The following is a 26,464-nucleotide window of genomic DNA, read 5'->3' on the forward strand; positions in this document are numbered from 1 at the left end:
GATACAGTGGAATTCATGAGCGAAAATCTGATCCCCCATGACGAAAGAATCACCCCGCGACATGTCTTCAGCGCATTGCCGAAGTACGCCGCGGGGAAGCCTCCCCGTGCGGTCGAAGGCCTTCAACAATACAAGTTGTCCTCGAATGAGAACCCCTTCGGCCCGGTTCCGGCTGTTCAGTCAGTGATCCAGAAATTTTCGACATCCAACCGTTATCCCGATCCGTTGTGCACGGAGCTTTGCGCGGTTCTGGGACGGCACCTCGGTGTCGACCCGGACGACATCGTCACCGGTGCGGGGAGCCTCGGAGCTCTCGCCCAGATCCTCGCGGCCTTCGCGGGTGGCAACGAAGACGGCAGCCAGGATGAGGTCATCTACCCGTGGAGATCCTTCGAGGCGTACCCGATCGTCACAGGTCTTGCGGGAGCCAAGGAAGTGCGTATACCCAATTTGGCCAACGGCGAGCATGATCTGGACGCCATGGCCGATGCGATCACCGATCGCACCAAGGTTGTCATCCTGTGCACACCCAACAACCCGACCGGGCCGGCCCTGACAAAGAAAAAGGTCCAGGAATTCATGGCCAAGGTCCCGTCCCGCATCGTGGTTGTGTTGGACGAGGCCTACCTCGAGTTCTGCCAGGCTTCCGAACTCAACGAGCAGGAAAGAAGCGAAGGCGGGCTCGCGGAGGGTATAGATCTCTACCCCGACTACCCGAACCTCGTGCTCCTCCGCACATTCTCCAAAGCCGCCGGGCTCGCCGGTTTGCGGGTCGGATACTCGATTTCGCACCCGGAAGTCACACAGTACCTCCGCGTTTCGGCCACGACCTTCGCCGTGACCAAATTGGCCGAGGAAGCTGCCATCGCTTCGGTCGAACACACCGACGACGTCGAGCAACAGGTCCGGCATCTCGTCTCGGAGCGAACGCGCGTCGTCAATGCCCTGGAGGAACAGGGTTGGGACATCCCTACGACCCGTGCGAACTTCGTATGGCTCCCCTTGGGCGAAAAATCTCAGGACTTCGCGCAGCTAGCCGATGAGAACGCGTTGTCCGTGCGTGCGTTCCAGCCCGAAGGCGTCCGGGTCAGCATCGGAGAAGATGAGGCGAATTCGAGATTCATTCGGATCGCCGGAGAGTTCCTGGGCAACTCCGGCAGGTAGGCTAAGGGTGTATTTTTTGATCCGCGGGACTTGCGCATAAAGCGACCCGGCGGACCAGCCGGGCGCCGGACAACCTAGCCACATGGGAGGACTCATGGAAACCGCGGAAACCCCCCACCCCGGGGCGACCGAGGGCCGTCTGAACCGGGTGACCATTCTGGACGAGAACGGTCACCGCGGTTCGGATCCGGACTTTGATCCCTACATCGAGAACGTCACCCTCGAGGACCTCAAAGGGTCATATGCCAATATGCTGAAAGTTCGGCGCTTCGACGACGAAGCGACCTCCCTGCAACGGCAAGGCAAACTTGCACTGTGGGTTCCGTCCAAAGGTCAGGAAGCCGCGCAGATCGGTTCGGCACGCGCCATACCCGAGCGCGACTACATCTTCCCCTCCTACCGGGAGCATGCGCTGGCGTTTGAGCGCGGTGTCGATCTCAAAGACTTGATGAGGATCTTCCGCGGATACTCGCCCGGAGGATGGAACCCCAAGGAACACAACTTCAACTTGTACTCCTTCGTGTTGGCCTCTCAAATTCCGCATGCCGTGGGATATGCCATGGGACAGAAACTCGACCAGCACGTGAATAAGGAGGTTGCGCAGGGTTCCGAGGAGTCTTCGGCGACGGTCGTCTACTTCGGCGATGGTTCGTCGACCGAAGGGGAAGCCCACGAATCCATGGTCTTCGCCGCCTCCTACGACGCCCCTGTTCTGTTCTTCATCCAGAACAACAAATGGGCGATTTCGGTTCCCTTCTCCACGCAGTCTCGCCTGCCTTTGGCCGAGCGCGCCGCCGGATACGGATTCGAAGGAATCCGCGTGGACGGCAATGACATCCTCGGAGTCCAGGCCGTCACGGCCTATGCCATGGAAAAGATCCACCGCGGGGAAGGTCCGGTATTGATCGAGGCCGAAACGTACCGTCTCGGCGCCCACACCACGGCCGACGACCCGACCAAGTACCGGACTCGTGACGAAGAAGACGAGTGGACGACCAAGGACCCCCTCGTGCGCCTGGAAAAGCATCTTCGCCTGGAAGGCGTTGACGACGCGTTCTTCGAGGAAGCCAACGCGGAGGCCAAAGAATACGGTGCATCGATTCGCGAGGCGGTCCTCGCCATGGAGCCGCCGGAATTCGATCATGCTTTCGAGAACGTTTACGCCGAAGAGAATGCGCTCGTCGAACAAGAACGAGCCTGGTTCCACGAGTACGAAGCGGGGTTCGACGAAGCCGAAACCCAGGAAGGCGGCCGCTGACCATGAGCGACGTATCAGCACAGGCAAGTGCAGTGGAATCGATGCCCATGGCCAAAGCGCTCAACGCGGCGATGTCAGACGCCATGAACGAGGACCCCAAGGTCCTTTTGATGGGCGAAGACATTGGAACATTGGGCGGAGTCTTCCGCGTGACTCAGGGGCTCAAAGACGAATTCGGAGCCGACCGCGTCATGGATACCCCGCTCGGCGAAGCGGGAATCGTGGGAACCGCCATAGGTCTGGCCATGAGGGGTTATCGTCCAATCTGCGAGATCCAGTTCGATGGATTCGTCTTTCCTTCCTTTAACCAGATCACCTCTCAGCTGTCCAAGATTCACGCGCGCTCCAGCGGAGCCATCAGTCTGCCCGTCGTGATCCGTATCCCGTACGGCGGGAATATCGGCTCGATCGAGCACCATTCCGAATCCCCGGAGGCTCTGTTCGCTCATACCGCCGGCCTCAGAGTGATGTCCCCGTCGAATGCCCAGGACGCTTACTCGATGCTTCGGGAAGCAATCGCCTCTCAGGACCCCGTGATCTTCTTGGAACCGAAGCGACGGTACTGGCTCAAGGGCGACGTCGAACGCGCTGCCCGGGTCCCCACGACTCAACGTGCACAAATAGTTCGCGAAGGTCGCGACCTGACGTTGGCCGCATACGGTCCGCTCGTGCCGGTCGCGCTCGCGGCCGCGGATGCGGCGCGCGAGGACGGACTCAGCATCGAGGTCGTTGACCTGCGTTCGATTTCGCCCTTGGACTTCGACTCCGTCGAGCGTTCGGTCAACAAAACAGGACGACTCGTCGTCACACACGAGGCCCCGACCTTCGGCGGTATGGGCGGGGAGCTGGCTTCGGTCATCGCGGAACGTTGCTTCTACAGTCTGGAAGCTCCTGTCCTCAGAGTCGGCGGATACCACATGCCTTACCCCGTGGCCGGCGTTGAAGAAGATTACCTCCCCAGCATCGACCGTTTGCTCGAGGCCATCGACCGTTCGCTGAATTACTAGTCAGCCCCGGAATTCAGGAGTTCACATTGTCTTCGATTTTTCATCTGCCGGACGTTGGGGAAGGCCTGACCGAGGCCGAGATCCTCTCGTGGAAGGTCCGTCCCGGAAGCTCGATCCATGTCAACGACGTGCTCGTCGAGATCGAAACCGCAAAATCCGTCGTCGAGCTCCCTTCCCCGTTCGCGGGCACGGTTGAACGCATCATCGCCGAAGAAGGCGCAACCGTCGAAGTAGGCGCCCCGTTGATCTCCGTTTCGGCCACCGCTTCCGCCGACGGAGGCTCTCCCGAAGGCGCTGCTGCGGAATCCGATACGATCGGCCCGCCCACGGTCAACGAACCGGATTCCCAGGTTCCTGTCGCGGAAAAGGAAGCCGATAGCTTCGCTGCGCAAGCGGCACCGACGGCTCAAGCAGACGCCTCAACCACAGGGGCGGACGCGACCGACGGCGAGAGCTCACGCTCGACGTCGGCATCCTCCGAAGACCAGACCGCCGCGCTCGTAGGTTCGGGCCCCAAAGCCGATCCGGTCAAGAGACGGGCGCGCAAACGCCCGATCGGGGGCGGGGCCACGCGTCAGGGCCGATTGGACCAGGTTGGCGCGGCGGGAGAAGGAAATGAGCCGTCGGAGACCCTCCTGACTCAGCTCCTGAACCGCGCGCCGATCCAGGGCGGAAATTTTGGCACGGGGATTGCTGAGCGAGCGAAGCGCCTGGCGGAAGAAGGTCGTGGGGCTCTCAAACGATTGCCGGGTCGAGCCGTTGACCAGCCGATGGAGCATGCCGCTGCGCACCGTACCGTCGGCACGGAGCCACCGCGGCGGCCGACCTTGGCCAAACCGCCTGTGCGAAAGGCCGCCAAGGATCTGGGCATTGACCTCGCCGACGTTCCCGCGACCGGTCCCCAGGGCCAAGTCACACAACGCGACCTGGTTAACTACGCGGCCCACGCTCAGGATGTTGAAAGCCACAAACCATCCAACTTCTGGGTCCAACGCGGTGGCCCCGAGGAACGCGTCGAACGCGTTCCCGTGAAGGGCGTCCGCAAAGCAACCGCGAAAGCCATGGTCAAATCCGCTTTCGAGGCTCCGCACGTTTCGATCTTCGTGGACGTGGACGCATCCCGGACCATGGAATTCGTCAAGCGTCTCAAAACCTCTCCCACTTTCGAGGGCGTGAAGGTCACACCGTTGTTGATCCTGGCCAAAGCCGTCATCTGGGCCACCGCCAGGAATCCGCAGGTCAACTCCCAATGGACGGATTCGGAGATCTTGATCAAGCGGTACATCAATTTGGGTATCGCCGCGGCAACACCGCGCGGGCTGATGGTGCCGAACATCAAGGACGCCCAGGACCTCTCTCTGCGTGAATTGGCTGTGGCCCTGAACGCACTGACCCAGAAAGCACGGGAAGGAAAGACACAACCGGGAGAGATGTCCGGGGGGACGATGACGATCACCAACATCGGGGCGCTCGGAATCGATACCGGAACTCCCATCATCAACCCGGGCGAGGCCGCGATCCTCGCCTTCGGAACGATCAAGCAGAAGCCTTGGGTCGTCGACGGTGAGGTCATCCCGCGTTGGGTCACCACATTGGGCGGGTCATTCGACCACCGCATCGTCGACGGCGACCTCTCGGCGCGGTTCATGGCCGACGTCGCCGCCGTGCTCGAAGAGCCCGCGCTGTTGCTGGACATGTAAGCGGCTGGTCTCACGGAGCGAGCCGCATGAAGACGCTCCCTCGTTGCTTCGTCGCCTTTCGGCATCGAAGCAACGAGGGAGCGTCTTCTGCGCTGGGTCCCGACTCGAGAGGGCGAGACGGTATAGCTCTTCAGCGACCCGTATCCGCCGCGAAGATCAGCGTCCCTCGAAGCCCCAACGGTCTACCGCGCGGTGGAAGCGTGTGCCCCACAGGCCACCCAGGATCGCCCCGATAAGACCCACGATGAGCGCGGAGATCGCCGCGGCGAGTCCCCACACGAAGTCCGAACCTCCGAGCGACTGAACCGAGCCGAGCGGCACGCTGTTTCCCATGCGATCCGCCAGAAACAGCGTCAACACAGTCGTCACTGCGGTTCCCATGAGCTGCCAGAGCCACACGGCCACGCCCTGTTTGACCCCGGAGAATCGTCCCGCGCGGCCTGCGGCGTATCCACCGGCAACATACGAGACGAAGAAGATCACACCGAAAACGGCGCCCCATACCGCCCCGTTCCCGGAACCCTGGACGAGATTCTGCATCGAGTCCCCTACGTGAGCGGGAACGCTGGTTCCGGCCGCACTAGGGGCAACAGCCCCGACGATCCACGTCAGGAAACCGATGAGCGTCATCGCGACGAGCCACCCCAAGAGACCCGGGAGGAGCTGGAGCCGGCCGTATTCAGCCTTTTGGCGTCGCACCACCATCGCCCGCAGGTCAGCGCCGGACGGCGCCTGTGTTTGGCCCGCATAGCCCCCCGGCTGACCGGGGCCTCCGGGCGGAACCGCCGTCTGCCGGGCTTGCGAGGAGCCTGATCCGGGGTACTCCGTTGGGGTGAACTCCCGCGGACCGGATTGAGGCACGGAGGCTTGATCGTCGTATTCGAGGCCGGAGCTCCTCTGCGCGGTCGGCGACGTCGATGCCTCACCGTACGACGGGAGCGGTCGGGTGACATTGGGGTCCTCAGCGGCCGAGGAGCCCCATGATCCGTGATCCAGGATCTGTGTTCGCTGATCGTCGGTCGATAGGACCTCCGTCCGACCGCCGTCGAGTACCTCGGTACGGTCCTCGTCGATTTGCTGGCTCCGCTGGTCGGAGAGCACCTCCGTGGGATCGCCGTCCAAGGGGATCGTACGGTTCGGGTCGTTCACATCGGCATCGGATTCGCCGCCCCGACCCTCGTCCCACGGTCCTTCGTTCCGGTTCCTCATACGAGTTCCTCTCCTGTTGTCGTTCGTGTGTCTCCAGGGCCATGCGATTCCGCGGCGGCTTGTTCCCTGTACGCGCGTGGAAAATTCTCGACGGCGTACTGTCCCGAACGCTCTTCGGGGTCTACGGTCTTGATGACTCGCGCGGGCGATCCGACGGCCACGGAATACGGCGGAATGTCCTGAGTGACCACCGAACCCGCTCCCACCACCGAATCATGGCCCACGGTGACGCCAGCCAGGATGATTGCGCCGCCACCCAGCCAGACGTTGTCCTCGATCGTGATGGGCAGCCCGCCTTCCCACCCCCTCCTGCGGTCCACCGGGTTCAACGGATGTGTTGGGCACAGCAATTGGACGTTCGGGCCGATCTGCACGTCGTCGCCGATCCTGACCTCGCACACGTCCAGGACCGTGAGCCCGAAATTCGCGAAGAGCCGATCGCCGATGCGGATGTTGTACCCGTAATCGACCTGAAGCGGCGCTCGGATACGAACATCTCGGCCCATGCTTCCCAGCAGTTCGCCCAAGAGGGTGAGGGCGGCCGGATCCTCTTCCAGATCAAGCCGGTGATAGCGCTCCGTCATTCTCGCCGCTTCGGCGGACGTGCGATGTGTCAGGTCGGCAGAGTTATTGGTCTCGTTTGCCGTAGTCTCGCCCCGGTACGGGAGTCCGGCCTGCATGCGCTCGCGCATGGTCATGTCATCGTGACTTGTCTGAGGTGTGGTCATTCGACGGAACCTTTCCGTGACCGCTTCCATGCGGCCAGATGGGAAGAGCAAATTCAGGAGAACAGGGCGGCCAGTCCGATGATGAACAATCCGACCAGGATCGCGATGCCGACCCCGATCAGCATCCTTTTGTTGATTTCCCTCATGACTGTTCGGACTTCGTCTTTTGTCCATTGCGTATTGCGGCGTGCACTCATGGTGGACAGTATTCCAGGTGCAGAGGCCCTCATGGCAGAATCTCATATATGCCAGAACCCCAGACAGACGCCTCAGGGCCCCTGACGAATCGACGACCGTGGTTCAAGAATTACAATCCTGACACCGCAACCGAGCTTGATCTCCCGGAGACCTCACTGGTCCACGTGATGGAGAGATCCGTGCGAGCGGCAGGTTCCAAAACTGCCCTGGAGTTCTTCGGCGCGGCGACCAGTTACGCAACCCTCGGGGACCAGGTCAACAGGGTTGCGGAGGGGCTGCGTCTCCTGGGCGTCCAGCCCGGGGATCGTGTCGCCGTAATTCTGCCGAACTGCCCGCAGCACGTCGTCGCGTTCTACGCGATTCTGAGGGTGGGCGGAGTAGTGGTCGAGCACAATCCGCTGTACACCGAAGGCGAACTGAGGCATCAATTCGAGGACCACGGCGCCAAGATCGCTTTCGTGTGGGACAAGATCGCGGACAAAGTCACGCATCAGCCTGCGGACGTCCGCCCTCGAGAGATTGTTTCGGTCAACCTGGTTGAGGCGATGCCGACGCACATGCGGCTGGCCCTGAAATTGCCGTTCAAAAAGGCCAAGGACTCCCGCGAAAAGCTCGAGGGGCCGGCCCCCGACACTACCTCGTGGCGCAAGATGCTCAAGAACGAGCCGATCGCAGAAGACCATCATCGGCCGACCGCCCATGACACGGCTCTTCTGCTCTACACGTCAGGAACCTCGGGGGATCCCAAGGGCGTCATGCTGACGCACCGGAATCTGGAGTCGAATGCGCAAATGGGGCAAGAATGGATCGGACTGGACGACGAGGAAGTCATCTATGCTCTGTTGCCGCTGTTCCACGCCTACGGAATGACTCTCGGGCTGGGGGTCGCCGTCGCAGTCCAGGCCAAGCTCGTTCTGTTCCCCACCGTGGACCTCGACCTCGTCTTCGGTGCGATGAAGAAGTCCAAACCGACTATTCTCCCCGCAGTGCCACCCGTCTACCAGCGGATGCTGGACATGGCCAATGAACGGGGCACTGACCTCTCCGGTATCCGGTATTCCGTTTCCGGTGCGATGAACCTGCCGTCGCAGCTCGTGGCCGATTGGGAAGCCAAAACCGGAGGTTATTTGGTCGAAGGGTACGGACTGACCGAATGCGCGCCGTTGGTCGCCTGCAACCCGTTGAACGAATCGCGCAGAGCGGGGTCCATCGGGACGCCCTTCCCCTCAACCGATATCCGTATTGTCGACCCCGAAACGCTCCAGGACGTCGAGGACGGGCGAGCCGGCGAGTTGTGGGTCAAAGGCCCCCAGGTGTTCCGCGGATATTGGAAGAACGAAGAAGCAACGAGGCAGACCGTGACCGCGGACGGCTGGCTGCGCACCGGAGACGTGGTGACCATGGATGCCGACGGATTCCTCTTCGTCGTCGACAGGCTCAAAGAAGTCATCATCACCGGGGGATTCAACGTATCTCCTTCCGAGGTCGAGACCGCTTTGAAGACATTCGATACGGTCAAGGACGCTGCGGTCGTAGGAATTCCCGCCGAGGGAGGAGGGGAAGAAGTGGTGGCGGCCGTCATCATGGCTGCCGGCCACGCCCTCGATCCCGAAGCTCTGCGTCAGCACTGCTACACCAAAGTCACCCGGTACAAGGTCCCTCGCCGCATCGTCGAATTGGAGGATTTCCCCCGCTCGATGCTCGGCAAAACGCTGCGCCGTGAGGTCAAAAAAGAGGTTATGGAGAAGCTGTAGGCTCCGGCCCGTCAGCAACTACGGCGACGCCCGCCGTGCTTTCTCGAGAAGGCACGGCGGGCGTCGTCGTAAGGGAACCGAAACGGACTATCGCCGCATAATCTTGCGGGCGAGCCAGTTTCCGAAAAGCTGAACGAACTGGACCATCACGATGATGATCAGCACGGAAGCCATGGTGATATCCCAGTTGAAACGCTGGTAGCCCTTGGACAGTGCGTAATCGCCCAGGCCGCCGGCGCCGATGTAACCCGCCATTGCGGACATGTCGACGACACCGATGAGCAGGAACGTGTAACCGAGAACGAGCGGGCCGAGAGCCTCGGGAAGGATGACCGAGAACATGATGCGAGCCTTTGAGGCACCCATGGCCCGGGCTGCTTCGATCACTCCCGGGTCGATCGACACCAAGTTCTGCTCCACGATCCGCGCGACGGCGAAGATCGCGGCGACGACCATGCCGAATACGGCGGCCTTCATCTCGATCGTGGTGCCGATGGTCGCGAGCATCACTGGCCCCAGGGCAACGAGAAGGATGATGAAAGGAATGGGGCGAACGAAGTTCACCACGAGGTTGAGGACCCAATTCAGGGGCCTGTTCTGCAAGATATTCCCGCGACGGGTCGTGTACAGCAGCAAACCGATCAGGAACCCTCCGATGCCCGCGATCACCATGGTGATCGCGACCATTTGGATGGTTTCCAAGGTCGCCTGCACCAGATCAGGGCGGACCTCGCTCCAGTCGGTCTTGGGCTTTGCCTCGATGGTGGCGGCGATGAGGGAGTGGGGATTCAGCGACATCATGCGCGCACCTCCTGGACGAGTGTAACGAGTTTCAGCTGTTCAACGGCGGCATCGACCGCGGAGACCTCGCCCAGCAGCTCAAGGGTGAGCTTTCCGTAGGTGCGTCCCTGGAGGGTTTCCAGGCCGCCCTCGACGATGTTGAAGCGCACGTTGCGATCACCGAGCCGTGAGAGGACATCTCCCAATTCGGTCTGGTCCGTGACCTCGACGCTGACGAGGAAGCCACGGTGGCGCTCCATCAACTCGCTGGCTCGGTCGCCGGAAGGGGTCGGTTTGACGGTCGTGGACACGAACCTCCGAGCGGGCGCGGTCTGAGGATTCGAAAAGACGTCGTAGACATTGCCTTCTTCCACGACCTTGCCCTTCTCCATCACGGCCACTCGGTCCGCGATCGAGGCGACGACGTCCATTTCGTGGGTGATCACGACGACGGTGATCCCCAGATCTTCGTTGACTTTCTTCAGAAGTCCGAGAACTTCCTCCGTGGTTTCAGGATCCAGCGCGGAAGTGGATTCGTCGGCGAGGAGAAGAGAGGGCTCGGTCGCGAGGGCGCGGGCAATGCCGACGCGCTGTTTCTGACCACCCGACAGCTGATCGGGGTAGCTTTTGGCCTTCTCACCCAGCCCCACGAACTCCAGGAGCTCCTCGACCCGCTTCTTGCGGCGGTCACCCGACCAGCCCGCTACTTTGAGCGGGAAATCGACGTTACCGGAAACGGTCTTTGAGTTCATGAGGTTGAACTGCTGGAAGATCATGCCGATATTGGTTCGGGCCTTGCGCAGGTCGGCCTCCTTGGCCCCTGAGATTGTCGTATTCTCCACCGTCAAGGTTCCCGATGTGGTGGCTTCCAGGCCGTTGATCAGGCGGACCAATGTGGACTTTCCGGCACCTGAATAGCCGATGATCGCGTAGATCTGTCCACGCTTGATCGTGAGCGAGACGTCGTCCACGGCTCTGACGGGGTTCTTCCCGGTTTTGAATACCTTGGAGACGTGATCGAGGACCACCATGTCCGAAGAGTGCGCCTCGGACACGGGACTCGTGTGCTCGGTCATGTGCATTCCCTTGCTTGTCGACTGTTGAGGGGTTCGATCGTTTCACACCGTGAGAGCGGACGACGCCGGCCGGCAGCTGAGCTGTCGGGCCGGCGTCGATCACCGAGACGAGTGGTGAAACTCTGGTTTACTTCTTTTCTTTGTTCTCGTCCTCGAGTTTCTTCTGGACGTCGCGCAACTTGTTGACGTCGGTGTCCACCACGACGGCGGTGTTCTTGGACGATTTCTGCTGGGCGTCCTGAACGGGCTTGCTGTGGTAGATGTCCACGATCTTCTTGTACGTCTCGTTGTCCTCCTGCCCCTTCTGTGCGACGAACAGGTTGACGTACGGGAGGGCCGAATCCTGGGATGCGTCGTCCTGGAAGAGGGCATTCTTGGGATCGAGGTCTGCATCATCGAGGAAGTCGTTGTTGACCACGGAACCATCCACCGAGGACATCGAGGTCACGGTCTGGTTCGCTTCGACCGAGGTCACGGTCACCTTGGAGTTGTCCTTGTCGATGTCGTTTTCGGTCGGCTGGAGAGTATCGCTCTTGAGCTTCAGAAGATTTGCCGACTTCAGGACGTTGATCGCGCGAGCCTGATTGACCGCGTCGTTCGGGATTGCGATCTTTCCGCCCTCCGGGATCTCGTCGAGGGACTTGTGGTTCTTCGAGTAGAGGCCCATCGGGAAGATCGCGGTGGGCCCGACGATCTGAAGATCGTCGTCGTTGTCGACGTTGTAATTGGCCAAGTAGGAGATGTGCTGGAACCAGTTCAGGTCAACCTGACCCTGCGTCAACTGCGGGTTGGCCTCGGTGTAGTTGTCGAGCTCTTTGTACTCGATGTCGATGTCCTGCTTGGCAGCCTCTTCCTTGAGGGCGGTATTGACTTCCATTTCCTTGGCGATGGCGACCTTCACGACCGTCTTGCCGTCTTTGGTTTCGGGGCCGCTGGGGGTGTCGTTGCCCCCGCATGCGGCAAGCCCAAGGGTTAAGGGAACAATCGCCAGGAGGGCGCCAAGTTTTTTCTTCACGGCTATGAATCTCTCTACTCGGTGCGGTGAGTTTTTGGGGTCGACGGAATGGCCCGGAGCCTCCGCGTCAGCCCCATTACAACACGCGCTCGGACCCTGAACTGAAGCGACGGAGATGTGTAGTCACACCTTTCACGGGGCGTCATAATTCGAAATATTGACGGAAGGCGGGGGCTGCGCCGTTGCCAAGGGCGCGCATTTTCCAGCCGGGAGGTCAGGTCGGTCTTCTCCCAGGACGCTATCCGCGTGCACATTTGTTCAGAACGGTTGTGCGAAGTGGCGATCCGCGCCTAAGCTAACCGCATGCCTGTGGGACGCCTCACGTTCTTTACCATCACCGGATGACGGCGAGGTCCCGTAGGTGGAGTTTGTCAACGGGGACGGACGTCGAGCCCCCAAGAAGGAGCACCTTATGTCTTCCACCGCAGATCCTTCGGTACCTCTCAAGGTCGAAGGGCATTACCTCGACCGTATCGGCATACCTTCGGTTCTCAAGTGGGGCTTCCTCGGAGTCCTGCTGTTCATGACCGGCCTCGGTGTCGAGTCGAATATTTTGACCCCGCACCTCGTGGAGGTTCTGCACAGCCCTGAGAGTGCTGTCGCCGGGATTATCGCCTCGTATTCCTTGGCCGTGGCGGTGGGCAGCTACCTTTCCGGCGCTCTTTCCGACCTCATTGGGCCGAAGAGGGTTATGCTCATCGGCTTCCTCGTGTGGGCCGTCTTCCAGATCGGATTCCTCCTGGCCATGGCCAGCGGGATCTTCTGGCTGGTTGCGGTCACCTATTTCTTCCGCGGATTCGGCATGCCATTGTTCACCTTCTCCTTCTTGGTGTGGGTCAACATCACCGCGTTGAAGTCCAAGGCCGGTACCGCCATTGGCTGGTTCTACGTGATGTTCACCGGTGGTCTGCCGACCCTCGGCTCGTTGGTCGCCATCGGCGCCATCCCAACCTTTGGCGGTGGCGTGGTCGGCGAGTCCGGAGCGATCATTTTCTCCTGCGTTCTCAACATCGTCGGCTTCCTGCTCGTGTGGTTCGGATGCCATGACGAGAAGGGAAAACGCCGTATTGCCCCCGAGGGTGAGACCGCTTCGCAGGTGATCCTCTCGGGCCTTCGCCTGACTTTCACCAACAGCAAGGTCCTTCAAGGCTTCCTGGTTCGTTTGATCAACACCGCACCCGAGTTCGGCATGTTCATCATCATGCCCGCGGTGATCAGTACGACATTGGGCTGGGGGCAGTCTCGCTGGCTCGCGATGACGGTGTGCGTCTACGCAGGAAACATTCTGTTCAATGCGTTCTTCGGTAACTTGGGCGACCGCCTCGGCTGGGTCACAACGGTCCGTTGGTTCGGCGTCTTCGCCTCCGCGGTTTCGTTGCTCGCGTGGTGGTACGTGCCCCACATGGTGCCCGCAGGGTCCAACTGGGGATACATTCTCGCCGTGATCGCCGGTATCTGCTATGGCATATTCCTGGCGGGCTTCGTGCCGATGGGGGCCATCATGCCGGCCAACGCCCCTGATCACCGCGGCGCCGCTATGGCCATGTATACCACCGCCGCGGGCGGCGCCACCTTCTTGGGGACCGCCGTGGTCGCCATCGTCCTGAACATCACCGGTGCAATGGGCATGAGCAGTTTTGCCCAGAATTCCACCGTGATTTGGGCATTCGTGGCTTTGTACGCCTGCGCCTTCATCATGGTCGGCCATTTGCGCACCGAGCAGGACGATCCGGAGCATCGCCGCAAGATCAAGGAGGCCGATACCCAGGCCCTCGCGATCCAGGAGGCTAACGAAAACAACGTGACAATCCAGCAACCGGACAGCCGCGACTAGACGGTTCGAGGATACGACGCCCATGTGTTGCCCAGATCGGTGGCACATGGGCGTCGATCGTTTAAGGGTTTTTCTCCCGGGGCCCTCAGCCTTCGGGGACCGTTTCAGGGAGAATCCAACGGTTCAGCACCGGCTCGAAGACCCTTCAATGAATAGGTCTGTTCCTCGGCTTCATGAGGCTTCGGCGACGAAGCTCATTGCTTTGGGGCTTGGCTAGGTCGACCCGGGCGGTGCCTCCCGTTTTAAGTGCGCAGCGCGCGCAGGATATGCGTCGCCGTGGCTTCGTCCGTGACCAGCCGGCGGAAGTATTTCATGGACGCCGCGGTCACGATGGACCAGCACTTTTCCTCGCCCACGGCCACTGCGGTCGAGAAAGGGATGGCGGCAAGGTCCTTTGTGGGAATGCGGACGGTCCGCTCGGAGCCAGGGAAGGTAAGCTCTCGGCCCTCCCTGTTGAAAAAGTGCAGGCAGACGTCGCCGATCGAATCGGGCAAGCTGTCCTTCGGGATCGCGGAAGACAGCGAGGTTCGGCCCGTCGTCGGAGAGCCGATGCCGACGAGCGCTCCTTTCGCGGAGCTCCAGAGCCGACGAACCTCCGCGAAGGATTCATCCTTTTGCAGGGCTTGGTAAATGCTTTTGGACGGGATTGCGCTCGCGAAGAGGGGGGAATGTGTGCTTCCCGTGCTCTGCGCGAGCATGCGAACGATCTCGTTGGTCTGGTGCCAGGCCTCCGGTTCGGAGACACCGCCGACGGAAGGGACCAACTTGACCCCATCGAGGCGTGAAAGCCGCATTTGGGCTATGCCGTAGAGCGCCATTCCGGACGAGATGACGAGCGCGTCGCCCGGTGCGAGGTGCATGGCGTCGAGCGCCCGTTGCACCGGCGGGAGCATTCCCTGGCCCATGGTCGAGGGCTGCATGCCTCGGGCGAGGTAAACCTCTTCGAGATGCAGGGCGGAGCGGAGCCTCTCGGCCAGGTCGGAGCGACCCTCGGCGTCCGGATGGACTATCCGGATCTGCACCATGCCGATGGTCCGGGCGTGCGTCAGCATGCGACTGACGGTTGGCCGCGAGACCTTGAAAGCCTCCGCGATGGCGGATTGGCCTTTTTCTTCCTCGTAGTACATGCGCGCAACCGCGTAGAGGCGATCGACGTCGTACAGGTCCCTGAGGTTCTTCTTGTCATCCATGAAGTACTCGCTCGTAGTGCTATAGGTTTCGCTACATCGTAACCCCGATCACTCACGATGTGAACATATGTGCTTGACATATGTGCTCGGGTCTTCAAGAATGTGTGGTGCGTGACATACGCGTGCGACACAAAGGAGTGACCATGAGCACCACCGCTCTACCGACCGAGATGCGAGCAGTCGTTTGCAATAAGCCCGAGGACTACACCCTGGAGACCCGACCGGTACCGCAACTCGGTACCGATGACTTGATCATCAAGGTCGAGGCGGTGGGAGTGTGCGCCTCCGATCTGAAGTGCTATCACGGGGCCGTGAAGTTCTGGGGCGACGAGAACCGTCCGCAGTGGGCCCAGGAAGACATCATCCCCGGTCACGAGATCACCGGAACCGTGGTCTCAGGAACGGACCAGGCTTTCAACTACCACGGAGTCCACGAAGGCGACCGGATTGTCGTCGAGCAGATCGTTCCGTGCGAGGAATGCCGCTTCTGCCTCCGTGGCGAGTACTGGATGTGCGGACCGCATGACATGTTCGGTTTCCGCAACTTCAATGGTGGAATGGCCGAGTACATGCTCGTTCCCAAACGCGCACGGGTTCACAAGATTTCCAGAGACGTGAAGCCTCAGCACGCCGCATTCGCCGAGCCTCTTGCTTGCTCGCTCCACGCAGTCGAGCGCGCGAACATCAAGTTCGAGGACGTCGTCGTGGTCGCCGGCGCAGGCCCCATCGGATTGGGCGCGATCATGGGCGTCCGCGAGAAGAATCCTCTCAAGATCATTTCCTTGGACATGGACGACGCCAAGCTCGCGCTCGCGAAGAAGTGCGGCGCGGACATGACCATCAACATCGCCAACGAGGACGCGGTTGCAAAGATCAAGGAGATGACCGACGGATACGGTGCCGATGTCTACATCGAGTGCACGGGTCATCCATCAGCTGTCGGGCAGGGTCTCAACCTCCTCCGCAAGCTCGGAACTTACGTCGAGTACTCGGTCTTCGGCCAGGATGTGTCCGTGGATTGGTCCATCATTTCGGATGACAAAGAGCTCAGCGTTCTGGGCGCCCACCTCGGGCCGTACACGTGGCCGAAGGCCATCAGCCTCATCGAGTCCGGCAAATTGCCGCTCGATGAAGTCTGCACGCACCAGTTCCCGTTGGAGAAGTTCCAGGAGGCCCTGGACAGCGTCGCCGATTCGGCAGGCTCGTCCATCAAGGTCTCGATCCTTCCCCAGCCGTAATCAGCCCTAATGCGGGCCGGAGCATTCCGGCCCGCACGAAGCGGCCCGACGCCAGGGCCACCCGCACACCTGACAACCGGGTCAGCGGCTCGCGCCTCACCCGGAGATCACCAGGAGGAGACCGCTCCCATGACCAAGCTTTACAATGATCCCGCCGAATTCTCCGATGAACAGCTCGAAGGATTCGTCGATTTGTATTCGGACCGGTTGGCTCAGGTCCCGGGTGGAGTGATTTCTCTGCCCCCGAAAACTCCCCAGGTCGCGGTGATCGTCGGCGGCGGTTCCGGCCACTATCCGGCCTTCGCTGGTCTCGTGGGCCCCGGTTTCGCCTCCGGGGCGGTGGTCGGCAACATTTTCACCTCACCGTCTGCTGCCCACGTGTATTCGGTGGCCAAAGCGGCTGACCAGGGCAAGGGCGTCGTCCTGACGTTCGGCAATTACGCGGGCGACAACATGAACTTCGGTATTGCCGCAAAAATGTTGCGCGCCGAAGGGATCGACACCCGGGTCGTGGTGGTCAAGGACGACATTGCTTCCGACCCTGAGTTCGACAATCGTCGAGGAATTGCGGGCGATTTCACGGTATTCAAGGCGATGGGCGCGGCCGCGGCGGCGGGCAAGAGCCTGGACGAGGTCGAGCGGCTCGGAAATCTGACCAACCGACGGACGCGCACACTCGGCGTGGCATTCTCCGGGTGCACGATGCCTGGCGCCAAAACACCGCTGTTCGAGGTCAAGACGGGACAAATGGGCGTAGGCCTCGGGATTCACGGTGAACCCGGGATACGCGACGACGTTCGCCCCTCGGCTGCCGAGCTCGGCCGGCTTCTGGTACGCACCGTGCTCAAGGATGCGCCCGAAAATCCCGGCGGACGCATCGGCGTGATCGTCAACGGACTCGGGACCACCAAGTACGAGGAGCTTTTCCTCCTCTACCGCACGATCGCTCCGCTGCTGCGCGAAGCGGGATACGAGATTGTGGACCCCGAAGTCGGCGAGCTGGTCACGAGCCTCGACATGGGCGGAGTCTCCCTGACCGTCCTGTGGCTCGACGACGAGTTGGAGCCTCTCTGGACCGCGGACGCCTACGCCGCTGCATACCGCAAGCAGTCGGCGCCGCTGGAGACCATCGAGGAGACCTACGAGGGTAAGGTTTCTGCGCTCGACGAGGAGTCTCTCGTCGAAGCCAGCCCAGCAGCACTCGAGATCTCCGAGCGCGTTCGCAAGGCGGTCGCCTTGGTTGCAGAACTGATGCACGACCAGGAGACGTACCTCGGCGAAATCGATTCCTACGCCGGCGACGGCGACCACGGGCGCGGTATGGTCAAAGGCAGCGATGCCGCACTGACCACCGTCAAGGAAGCGCCCGAGAAGGCCGGCCCGGCGTCGCTGATCAAAGCCGCGGGACGCTCTTGGGCCATGCAGGCCGGCGGAACGTCGGGTGTTCTCTGGGGCGCTTCACTCGAAGCGGCCGCCAACACGATCGACGACGCCGCCGAGAGCTTCACGGACGAAGACTTGGTCCGTGCCGTCCGCACTTTCGCCGATTCCATGGTCACCCTGGGAGGTGCCAAAGTTGGGGACAAGACCCTGTTGGATGCCCTTTTGCCCTTCGCGGATACGCTCGAGTCCCAGGAAGGCGATCTCAGCGAGGCCTGGGGAAAGGCGACAGAGGCGGCCAAGGACAGTGCCGAGAAGACCGCTGAACTCCGGCCCCAAAAAGGACGTGCCCGCCCGCTAGCCGAAAAATCGGTCGGCCATCCGGATCCCGGAGCGATCTCGATGTCGATGATCCTCGAGCTTCTCGGCAAGAGCCTCTAGCCACAGTCCCCCTTAAGTATCGAGGGCGAGCTGCCGGGAAAAGCCGCTCGCCACGGAAAGGCCGCAACCATGGTCAAACTCAAGAATTCCACCCTGCAGGAGATCGATCGGACCGCGCAGTCCCGCCTCGTCGAAGGCAGCACCTTCCGGATTCCGGCCTATGACCGGAACGAATTGAGCGTCGGCGTCGTGCACTTCGGAGTCGGCGGCTTCCACCGCGCTCATCAGGCACGGTACTTGGACGAGCTGTTCACTCAGGGAGAGGCCAAAGATTTTGCCATCTGCGGCATGGGCGTTCTGCCCAATGACAAATTCATGCGCGATACCTTGGCCGAGCAGGATTACCTCTACACTCTGGTCGCGCGCTTCCCGGATGGCCACGAGGACACTCGAGTGATCGGATCGATCATCGATTACGTGTGGGCGCCGGAGGATCCAGCCGGGGCGGTCGAATACTTGGCCCAGGAAAGTATCAAGATCGTTTCGCTGACCGTGACCGAGGGTGGATACAACTTCAACCAGGTCACGCACGCCTACGACCTCGAAAACCCGTTGGTCGCCGCCGATCTGGCAGATCCCGAGCATCCGCGTACGGTATTCGGCCTGGTCACGCAGGCTCTGAAGCTGCGCCGGGAGCGTGGCATCACGCCATTTACTGTCCGTAGCTGTGACAATATTCAGGCCAACGGCGATATGGCCAAGAACGTCTTCACGGCGCATGCGAGGGCTTTGGACGCCGAGCTCGCAGGATGGATCGAGGAGCACGTGAGCTTCCCGAATTCCATGGTCGACCGCATCACGCCGGCCACGACCGACGAAGACCGGACGTACGTTCAGGACACCTTCGGATACGAAGACGGGTGGCCGGTGGTCACCGAGGACTTCATCCAGTGGGTCATGGAGGACGACTTCGTCAACGGCCGCCCGCCGTATGAGGACGTCGAAGTGCAGATGGTCGATGACGTCGAACCGTATGAGAAGCTCAAGCTTCGGATGCTGAATTCATCGCACCAGGGACTGTGCTATTTCGCGCATCTGGCCGGTTACCACAAGGTCGATGAAGCCGTTTCGAATCCGCTGATTGCCGATTTCCTCATGGCCTACATGATGAGGGAAGCGAAACCAACACTCGATCCGTTGGAAGGTATCGACGTCGACGAGTACGCTCGTACCCTGATCAGCCGTTTCACGAATAAGTACGTCAAGGACACCGTTCCGCGCCTGTGTGCCGAATCTTCGGATCGTATTCCCAAATGGTTGATCCCGGTGGTCCAGGACAACTTGCGGGACGGCGGGGACGTCCGTCTTTCGGCAGCCATTGTGGCCAGTTGGGCCCGTTACGCCGAAGGGATCGATGAGCAAGGACGCCCCATCAAGATCGTGGACAACGCCGAAGACAAAGTCCGGGCTGCGGCGCAGGCGCAGAAGGACGATGAACTCGCATTCTTGCGGGACAAGGATTTCTTCGGTGACTTGGCTGAGCAATCGCGGTTCACGGAGGAATACGTCAAGGTTCTTCGCTCATTGCATGAGGTGGGCAGCCTGAAGACGTTGGAGAAGCTCCTGGCCGATTGATATACCGTGGCATTGCGGGTCCCCGGCGGGTAACTATGCACCTGCCGGGGACTTTCAATGCCACAAGTTGTTGTGAAGGAGCGTTCTGCATGAGCACTTACGTCTTGGGCGTGGATTCCTCCACCCAGTCCTGCAAGGCCGTTCTGGTCGATGCGGCGACCGGTGAGGTTGTCGACGAGCGGCGCGCGAGCCACCCGGAGGGCACCGAAGTGGACCCCGCTGCCTGGGTCAGCGCGATCGAGGAGGTCACCGAGGAGCTTCTGCCTCGTGCCTCAGCCGTGGCGATCGGCGGCCAGCAGCACGGCATGGTTCTACTCGACGACGCCGGCGAGGTCATCCGCCCTGCACTCTTGTGGAACGATACCCGTTCGGCACCGCAGGCCGAAGAGTTGCTTGCGTGGCTCGGAGGGCCGGACGAGGCCGCGCGTCGAACCGGCAGCGTGCCCGTGGCCTCCTATACCGCGACCAAGGTCCTATGGGTCCGGGAGAATGAACCGGAAAATGCCGAACGCATCGATCGGATTGCTCTGCCGCACGACTATTTGACGTGGATACTCAATGAATCGGATGAGCTTTGGACCGACCACGGCGAGGCTTCCGGAACCTCGTACTACGATCCTTCCGCTCGCGAATGGCTGCCTGAGGTCGCCGCGTGGGCCGCCGGGCATGACGTCAGCCTGCCGCGCCTGGCAGAGCCGCATCAAGTCGTGGGCAAGACAGCCTCGGGAGCGCTGATCGGCCCGGGCACGGGGGACAACGCCGCAGCCGCGCTCGGGCTCGGCATGAAACCGGGTGATGTCAGTATCTCGATAGGCACTTCCGGGGTCGTGGCCGTGGTCAGCGATGTGCCGTCACACGATGCCTCGGGGTCGATCTCGGGATTCGCGGACGCGTCCGGTCGCTACCTGCCGCTGGCCACCACACTGAACGGCGCGCAGGTCTTCGACAGGGCCGCAGACCTTCTGGGAATCGGCCACGAAGAGCTCTCGGCTCTGGCCCTGGCTGCGGAGCCGGGATCTGGGGGCGCGGTCTTCGTCCCGTACTTCGCGGGGGAGAGGACCCCCAATCTGCCGGAAGCTCGTGCACAATTCCTCGAACTCGGCTCGGAGTTCTCCCGTCAGAACATGGCCCGCGCAATGATGGAGGGCCTAGCCTGTTCGATGGCCGAGTGCCTCAAGAAAGTGCAGAAACAGACCGGGACCGAACCCCAACGCGTCCTGCTGATCGGTGGCGGCGCCAAGTCCGAGGCCTTCCAGAAGATTCTCGCCGGAGTGATCGGCGGCCCCATTCTGTTGCCCGAGTCCCGCGAATTCGTCGCATTGGGGGCTGCCCGCCAGGCTGCTTGGGTCCTTTCCGGCGAGACCGAGCCCCCGGTGTGGGAAACCGCGAATACCGAGGAAGTCATCGCGGATCCTACGCCCGAGGTGTACGAGCGGTACATAGAGTTCCGCAATCGTCTCTACCCTGACGCGAAGTAAGCCCTGGGGAGGTTTGAGACCCGAAGCGGGCCGGCCTCCGAAGGATCTCCACGGCGGGAGGTCGGCCCCCCCCCGCATCGGTCAGACGCTCGTGTAGCCACCGTCGATGATCATATTGGATCCCGTCACCATCGCGGCGTCGTCGGAGGCGAGGTAGCCGACCATCGCGGCGACCTCTTCGGGCAGCGCGAACCGGCCCGCCGGGATCTGCTCCTTGGCCCGCTCGCCTTTTTCCCCGGCCCAAGCCTTCTTGCCCAAAGGTGTTTCGACAATCGTCGGGGAGACCGCATTGACCGTGACACCACGGGGAGCCCACTCGAGCGAGAGAACGCGGGTCAACCCCACGATTCCCGCTTTGGATGCACAGTAGGCCGCGTGCTGGTCCAATCCGACGACTGCCCCCTGTGAGGCGAGATTGATGATGCGCCCGTAGCCTGCGGTCGTCATGACGCGCCCGGCCGCTTGGGCCATGTAGAACGAGCCGCTCAGGTTGATGTTGATGGTCTTCTTCCAATCCTCGGCGGCGAGATCCGTCGCAGGATTGAGAAAGACCACGCCAGCCGAATTGACCAGGATGTGCGGCGTGCCGAGTCGGTCGACGACGCCGTCGACCACGCGGACCGCTTCCTCCGGATCCGAAAGGTCGGCGCGGAACCCCGCGTGGCCTTCACCCGGGAGGGACGCCAAGGCGTCGTCGAGAGCGGGCGAGACATCCACGCCGGCTATGCGCGCGCCCTTTTCGGCCAGGTGCTCGGCGATGGCCGCGCCGATACCGCTCGCGGCTCCCGTGACGATCGCGATCTTGCCGGCAAAAGATTTCTCGGTCATTTCTACTCCTTGGGTTATGAGTCGGTCGGCGGGTCGGATGCGCGGGCTTGTCCGCTGCCCAGCCCGGCCAAGTGATGCTGAATCTGCGCGGTCGCCTCGTACAGGCTGCGATAGTCCTCGTAGAGGGCGTCGTAGACGGGAATTTCGTGTGGCTCAATGACTTTTTCGACAGGGTTCCAATCGTCGAGATTCGCCACGACGCCGAGCGTCTGGGCGACCATGAAGGCGTCCCCGTATGCAGCCCCCACGCTGTATCGGTGGATGCGTTGAGGCCGACCCGTGACGTCAGAGACGATCTGCGGCCAGAGGTCCGATCCGACACCGCCGCCCGCGCAGGTAATGGATTCGATGCTCGCGCCTGCCTTCTCCATAACCTCGATATTGTGTCGGACAGCGAAGGCCGTGGCCTCGAGGAGGGATCGGTACACATGCCCGCGGCCGTGCTCGACGGTGAGCCCGATCATGACGCCCCGTGCGTCGGGGTCCTGGATGGGTGTCCGCTCTCCCGCGAAGTACGGCAACGTCAGGAGGCCATCCGACCCCGGACTGACCTGTCCGGCGGCCTCGATGAGCCGGGCGTAGTCCTGGACTCCGGATATCTCCCGAAACCACTGGGTAAGCGCCCCCGACGTGGCCAATCCACCCGCGAGGTTGCGGGTGCCTCGTCGAGTTCCGGTCGTTCCCCACATGGACGAGTGGCGGAGGCGCTCGCGGGAATTGGCGATGAGGAATAGCGTGGTCCCGTACATGAGGAACAGCTCGCCGTCGTCGGTGGCTCCGACCGATTCCTGTTCTGACCAAGCGTCGATACTGCCGTAAATCACCGGGATACCCTCTTCGAGTTCGGGCAAATCCTCGACGGGTCGCGTCCTGGAGCAAATATCGTTGCTCCAGCCGAGCCGGGGCAATTCCACACCGGCGGCGAAGCGTTCGGACATCTCGGTGTCCCATTCCTGGGTTTCCGGGTCATACAGGGGTGTGCACTGGCTCGCGGAGTGGCGATCCAGAACGTATTCGCCCGTCAGATGCTGGATGATCCAGCTGGACGGCATGTAGAAGCGAACACCCTCGGCGAATGCCTCTGGGTATCGCTTGGCGAACCACAAAAGTTTGGGGCCGCCTGCCTGGGACGTGAGCTGGGAATCGAAATGCTTGAGGATTTCCAGTTGTCCGAGCTCTGCGGAGATTTCCTCGATCTCATCGCGTGCCCGGTAGTCCACCCCGTAGAGGGCAGCCGGAGCGATCGGCGCGTCACCGGTCGCGACTCCGATGCACGGGCCCATCCCGGATACGCCGATGCCTCGGACCTGCACGGCGTTGATACGGACGAGATCCGCGTAGAGTTCCCGGAATTCATTCCACCAGATGTTCATGTCCATTTGGACGACGCCGTTGGGCAATCGTTCGACCTCGTGCTCAAGTGTTCGTGAGTCGAGGACCATGCCCTCGGGAGAGACCAGGACCGCCTTGGTACTGGATGTGCCGACGTCGAGACCGAAGAATGCAGATGCTGCCATGTAGTCCATATTGGTACAGATCACATGGCAGGGCCATTCGGAGGACGGTTTGTATCGCTATCCGTTGCCCTTGATCCAATCGGAATCGTAAAGATCTCGGCTTTGGCCGCTGTCTTTGGCACGGCGGCGTTCGGCATAATCCGTCTGGCGGAGAATTGCGTCGTCGTGATCCGGTGTGCTCCACAGGCCCAGCGCAATGAGGCCCGCGGACAGGCTTGCCAGGAGGAGAAACAGGAATCCCAACTCGGACCACATTACGACGTGATTGCGCACGAGAACAGCGTCGGAGCCCTCCATCCAACGAGGGACCATGTAGCTGACCACGAAGAACGCCGCGCTGAGAACAACCATGATCACGGGCGCCCAGAACCATCGGCTCATGTAGCGCGTGGGTTTGCGGCCCTCTTGATCTCGGAAGGCCGGCGCAAGACGCCAGCGCACGGACACAAGCCCCGCGATACCTACCAATAACGGGGCGATCCCCACAAACGCCCAGCGAGGATGCGCGGCCGCAACGAGCCCGAAGACCATGAGAATGCCGAGCATGCAGCTGGCGAAGGAGAGTCCACCGACCATGCGTCGGTACGCGGTTGCGCGAGCGCGGAGGCTTTGGGGCTCCCGTGGCTCGGACTGTTCGCCGGTCGGGGAAAGCATCGAGCCGGTCCACTCGGACTCAGGGATTCTGATGCCGTAGGTCGGAGCCTCGTATTCGCCTTCCGGGCCGTTTCTGGCATCTCGGGTGCTGCTCATGACCGGAAACTCCCTTCGACCGTCTGCGACATTCCGGAACGTCGTGGATATCCTGTCTTTCCATGGTAGGCCGGTTGACGATGGGTTGTAACCCGGGCGCCGGTAGCCGGCAGCGAACTCGATTTTCAGGATCGACTCAGCTCGGGTGCACCAAAATTTCAGAAGGGTTGGTTACCCTGACAAGGCAACACCCGGCGATTCGAGGAAGTGCGAGCCTCGAATCTTCCGGGTGTTGCCTCGTTAAACGGCGATCCGCGTATGCCGGGTCCGTCCTAACCTGCAGCTCCCAGCCAAGTACGCATGGACTGACGGAATTCGGGGTCTTCGAAGCTCGACGTCGCAAAGTGCGCTGGGGGAGAAGCGCTGACGTCCTCGGCGAGGACGACAACCCGGGTTCCAGCCGCAACGGCCGCCGTGGCGCCTGGACCGGAATCTTCGAATGTCAGTGCGCGGTCGCACGAGCCCTTGAGGTCTTTCACTGCCTTCACGTACATATCTGGTTCAGGTTTGCCGTGAGGTACGTCGTCACAGGAAACCCATGTTCCTAGGAAATGCTTGAACCCTGTGGTTTCCAGCTTGGCGTCGAGAATTGCTCGCGTGGAATTGGAAGCGACTCCGACGGGCAGCACCTCGGAACACTCGCGGACCAGCTCCATTGCACCCGGAATGAGATCGACTCCCTGTTCGATGCGTTGAACGTCCAAGTCGGACAGCAGTGACAGGATCTCCGATCCGCGGCCTTCGATCTCCGCCTGCGGCGCATCGTCGGGTAGCTCTTCACGGGCTAGGGCCTCGGCGATCGTCGAGGCGGGCAGGGCCGTCAGTTTGTCGGCGAGGATTTGAGGGCTGTCCAGTCCGAGGTCGTGGCTGACCCGGGCAATGGTCGCGACCCATGATTTCTCGGTGTCCATGAGGACTCCGTCGCAATCGAAAACCACGGTGGTAGGAGTCCAGTCGGCGGGAAAAGTGGAGGGGCTCAGGGGCGCAGATCGGCGAGTGAAAGTCATACCTCCATCCTTCCAGGATGGAGCCGTCCATGCGAGCAGAGGTTGTCAAGGCTAGCCGTCAGCAACCCGAGGCCGACATCTCGGCGGATATACCCTTTTCGTCACAATTACCTATGCTAATTACGCCCAGGCCATAGTATGATGAGGCTTGCCTTAGATCATCGGCGAATTGGTGCCTGACTTGGCATCCTCATCAATACTTGAACCCTCGCGGTTCGGACCCATTTGGGGGCGACTCGGGCCCCAGCTTCATAGGAGATAAAACACATTATGGTTTCCATTTCTCGTGGCACCTTCCTGAAGGCGGCTGCCGCTTCGGCTGCCGCGCTCGCTCTTGCTGGTTGCTCGACGGGTTCCAACGACAACAAGGATTCTTCGTCCTCCGGCGGGTCGTCCTCGGCCGATGCCGACGCCTTCCCGGTAACCCTTGAGTCGTCGTTCGGTGAAACCACAATCGAATCCGAGCCCAAGAAAATTGTCGGCCTTGGCTGGATCAATGCCGAGATCGTGCTCGCCTTGGGTGTAGTGCCGATCGGTTCGGGTTACGTGGGTTGGGGCGAGAACGACAACCACTCGACCGACTGGTTCGACGACAAGGTCAAGGAGCTCGGCGGCGAGTTGCCCACTCGCTTCTCGGAAACCGATGGGACCAATTTCGAAGAGATCGCCAAGCTCTCGCCGGACCTCATCGTGTCCGCGGTCGGCAGCATGGACCAGGAGACTTTCGACAAGCTCAAGGAAATCGCTCCCGTGGTTGTCTACAACAAGGACCACAAGGACGGCTGGATGGTCCCGTGGCAGGACTCGACCCGCACCATCGGGAAAGCGCTGGGGCGAAGCTCCGCCGCCGAAGACGTGGTCAAGAAGGTCGAATCCAAGTTGAGCGATGAGGCCGGCAAGTACGGACAGCTCAAGGATGCGACCTTCGTAGCGTCCAATCTTTCCGTGTCCGAGGCGCAGCCTACGATCAGCGTCTACACGGAAGGCGATGGTCGCGTGAACTTCCTGCAGACCCTCGGTATGAAGATGTCCGATGCCGCCAAGTCCGTCAAGGCGGAGACTTTCTACGGCACCTGGTCCAACGAGCGTGCATCCGAGTTGAGCTCGGACATGCTGTACTCGTGGGTCGATTCGGCCGAAAGCATTGAAAAAATCAAATCCAATGATGTCCTCAAGCAAATTCCCGCAGTAGCCAAGGACGCTGCTGTTCTGGATTACGACAAGAAGCAGGGCCTCGGCATGGGCAATACCCCGTTGGGTATCGAATGGCTCCTGGACGAGACCGATTTCGTCAAGCAGATCGCCGACGCCGTGACGAACGGCAAGAAGTAGTTCGA

At 61.3% G+C, this 26,464-nt stretch carries 22 protein-coding genes; 11 read left to right on the forward strand and 11 right to left on the reverse strand.

Annotation, left to right across the window (positions count from 1 at the left end; all coding sequences use genetic code 11):
• Positions 1-15: 15 nt before the first annotated feature.
• The 4 genes from EWR20_RS03000 (at position 16) to EWR20_RS03015 (ending at position 5,129) form a co-directional block, all read left to right on the forward strand.
• A complete protein-coding gene (locus tag EWR20_RS03000) occupies positions 16-1,164 on the forward strand; it encodes a histidinol-phosphate transaminase (protein WP_129358852.1) in 1,149 nt (382 codons plus the stop codon).
• Positions 1,165-1,258: 94 nt separating this feature from the next.
• Complete coding sequence (locus EWR20_RS03005; protein WP_129358855.1) at positions 1,259-2,422, forward strand: thiamine pyrophosphate-dependent enzyme; 1,164 nt, start codon at positions 1,259-1,261, stop codon at positions 2,420-2,422.
• Positions 2,423-2,424: 2 nt separating this feature from the next.
• Positions 2,425-3,429: an alpha-ketoacid dehydrogenase subunit beta gene (locus tag EWR20_RS03010; protein WP_394342271.1), complete on the forward strand. Its 1,005-nt coding sequence runs from the start codon at positions 2,425-2,427 to the stop codon at positions 3,427-3,429.
• A gap of 26 nt (positions 3,430-3,455) precedes the next feature.
• The gene (locus tag EWR20_RS03015) at positions 3,456-5,129 is read left to right on the forward strand and encodes a dihydrolipoamide acetyltransferase family protein (protein WP_129358857.1); all 1,674 of its coding nucleotides are present in this window, start codon (positions 3,456-3,458) and stop codon (positions 5,127-5,129) included.
• A 156-nt stretch (positions 5,130-5,285) separates the two neighbouring features.
• Here EWR20_RS03015 and EWR20_RS03020 read toward each other — a convergent pair whose 3' ends face one another.
• Genes EWR20_RS03020 through EWR20_RS12650 form a run of 3 tightly spaced genes read right to left on the reverse strand, consistent with a single transcriptional unit; the run spans position 5,286 to position 7,263 of the window.
• Positions 5,286-6,338: a hypothetical protein gene (locus EWR20_RS03020; RefSeq protein ID WP_129358859.1), complete on the reverse strand. Its 1,053-nt coding sequence runs from the start codon at positions 6,336-6,338 to the stop codon at positions 5,286-5,288.
• Positions 6,335-7,066, reverse strand: a complete 732-nt coding sequence (locus tag EWR20_RS03025) for a sugar O-acetyltransferase (protein ID WP_129358861.1) — start codon at positions 7,064-7,066, stop codon at positions 6,335-6,337. The genes EWR20_RS03020 and EWR20_RS03025 overlap by 4 nt, the downstream gene beginning before the upstream one ends.
• 53 nt (positions 7,067-7,119) lie before the next feature.
• Positions 7,120-7,263, reverse strand: a complete 144-nt coding sequence (locus EWR20_RS12650) for a hypothetical protein (protein WP_165000938.1) — start codon at positions 7,261-7,263, stop codon at positions 7,120-7,122.
• Positions 7,264-7,311: 48 nt separating this feature from the next.
• On the opposite strand from EWR20_RS12650, the gene EWR20_RS03030 reads away from it, so the two are divergent.
• Positions 7,312-9,018: a long-chain-fatty-acid--CoA ligase gene (locus EWR20_RS03030; RefSeq protein ID WP_129358863.1), complete on the forward strand. Its 1,707-nt coding sequence runs from the start codon at positions 7,312-7,314 to the stop codon at positions 9,016-9,018.
• An 87-nt stretch (positions 9,019-9,105) separates the two neighbouring features.
• On the opposite strand, the gene EWR20_RS03035 is transcribed toward EWR20_RS03030, so the two are convergent.
• The 3 genes from EWR20_RS03035 to EWR20_RS03045 all read right to left on the reverse strand — a co-directional run bounded on the left by EWR20_RS03035 (position 9,106) and on the right by EWR20_RS03045 (position 11,889).
• Positions 9,106-9,819: a methionine ABC transporter permease gene (locus EWR20_RS03035; protein ID WP_238147534.1), complete on the reverse strand. Its 714-nt coding sequence runs from the start codon at positions 9,817-9,819 to the stop codon at positions 9,106-9,108.
• Complete coding sequence (locus EWR20_RS03040; RefSeq protein WP_371811918.1) at positions 9,816-10,874, reverse strand: methionine ABC transporter ATP-binding protein; 1,059 nt, start codon at positions 10,872-10,874, stop codon at positions 9,816-9,818. Before EWR20_RS03040 ends, EWR20_RS03035 begins: the two co-directional genes overlap by 4 nt.
• Before the next feature lie 127 nt (positions 10,875-11,001).
• Positions 11,002-11,889 (reverse strand): MetQ/NlpA family ABC transporter substrate-binding protein, encoded by an 888-nt coding sequence (locus tag EWR20_RS03045; RefSeq protein WP_129358865.1) that lies wholly within the window; start codon positions 11,887-11,889, stop codon positions 11,002-11,004.
• Between the two features lie 412 nt (positions 11,890-12,301).
• On the opposite strand from EWR20_RS03045, the gene EWR20_RS03050 reads away from it, so the two are divergent.
• Positions 12,302-13,723, forward strand: coding sequence for an RbtT/DalT/CsbX family MFS transporter (locus EWR20_RS03050; RefSeq protein ID WP_129358867.1), 1,422 nt, complete (start codon positions 12,302-12,304; stop codon positions 13,721-13,723).
• A gap of 242 nt (positions 13,724-13,965) precedes the next feature.
• Here the strand turns inward: EWR20_RS03050 and EWR20_RS03055 are convergent, their stop codons facing one another.
• On the reverse strand, positions 13,966-14,913 hold the full coding sequence (locus EWR20_RS03055; RefSeq protein ID WP_129358869.1) for a sugar-binding transcriptional regulator: 948 nt from the start codon (positions 14,911-14,913) through the stop codon (positions 13,966-13,968).
• Between the two features lie 143 nt (positions 14,914-15,056).
• Between EWR20_RS03055 and EWR20_RS03060 the strand changes: the two genes are divergently transcribed.
• The 4 genes from EWR20_RS03060 (at position 15,057) to xylB (ending at position 21,025) form a co-directional block, all read left to right on the forward strand.
• Entirely contained in the window at positions 15,057-16,151 is a 1,095-nt protein-coding gene (locus EWR20_RS03060; protein WP_129358871.1) for a zinc-binding dehydrogenase, read from the forward strand.
• 129 nt (positions 16,152-16,280) lie between these two features.
• Complete coding sequence (locus tag EWR20_RS03065; RefSeq protein ID WP_129358873.1) at positions 16,281-17,972, forward strand: dihydroxyacetone kinase family protein; 1,692 nt, start codon at positions 16,281-16,283, stop codon at positions 17,970-17,972.
• Between the two features lie 69 nt (positions 17,973-18,041).
• The gene (locus EWR20_RS03070) at positions 18,042-19,547 is read left to right on the forward strand and encodes a mannitol dehydrogenase family protein (protein ID WP_129358875.1); all 1,506 of its coding nucleotides are present in this window, start codon (positions 18,042-18,044) and stop codon (positions 19,545-19,547) included.
• An 89-nt stretch (positions 19,548-19,636) separates the two neighbouring features.
• On the forward strand, positions 19,637-21,025 hold the full coding sequence (xylB, locus tag EWR20_RS03075) for a xylulokinase (RefSeq protein ID WP_129358877.1): 1,389 nt from the start codon (positions 19,637-19,639) through the stop codon (positions 21,023-21,025).
• A gap of 81 nt (positions 21,026-21,106) precedes the next feature.
• Here xylB and EWR20_RS03080 read toward each other — a convergent pair whose 3' ends face one another.
• The 4 genes from EWR20_RS03080 to EWR20_RS03095 form a co-directional block, all read right to left on the reverse strand.
• Positions 21,107-21,853, reverse strand: a complete 747-nt coding sequence (locus EWR20_RS03080) for a GolD/DthD family dehydrogenase (protein WP_129358879.1) — start codon at positions 21,851-21,853, stop codon at positions 21,107-21,109.
• 14 nt (positions 21,854-21,867) lie between these two features.
• On the reverse strand, positions 21,868-23,370 hold the full coding sequence (locus EWR20_RS03085; RefSeq protein WP_129358881.1) for an FGGY-family carbohydrate kinase: 1,503 nt from the start codon (positions 23,368-23,370) through the stop codon (positions 21,868-21,870).
• 57 nt (positions 23,371-23,427) lie between these two features.
• Positions 23,428-24,120 (reverse strand): hypothetical protein, encoded by a 693-nt coding sequence (locus EWR20_RS03090; RefSeq protein ID WP_129358883.1) that lies wholly within the window; start codon positions 24,118-24,120, stop codon positions 23,428-23,430.
• A gap of 272 nt (positions 24,121-24,392) precedes the next feature.
• A complete protein-coding gene (locus EWR20_RS03095; RefSeq protein WP_129358885.1) occupies positions 24,393-25,127 on the reverse strand; it encodes an HAD family hydrolase in 735 nt (244 codons plus the stop codon).
• 270 nt (positions 25,128-25,397) lie between these two features.
• On the opposite strand from EWR20_RS03095, the gene EWR20_RS03100 reads away from it, so the two are divergent.
• On the forward strand, positions 25,398-26,459 hold the full coding sequence (locus EWR20_RS03100) for an ABC transporter substrate-binding protein (protein WP_129358887.1): 1,062 nt from the start codon (positions 25,398-25,400) through the stop codon (positions 26,457-26,459).
• Positions 26,460-26,464: the final 5 nt, after the last annotated feature.

This window comes from Rothia uropygioeca, assembly GCF_004136585.1.
Lineage (GTDB): Bacteria > Actinomycetota > Actinomycetes > Actinomycetales > Micrococcaceae > Rothia.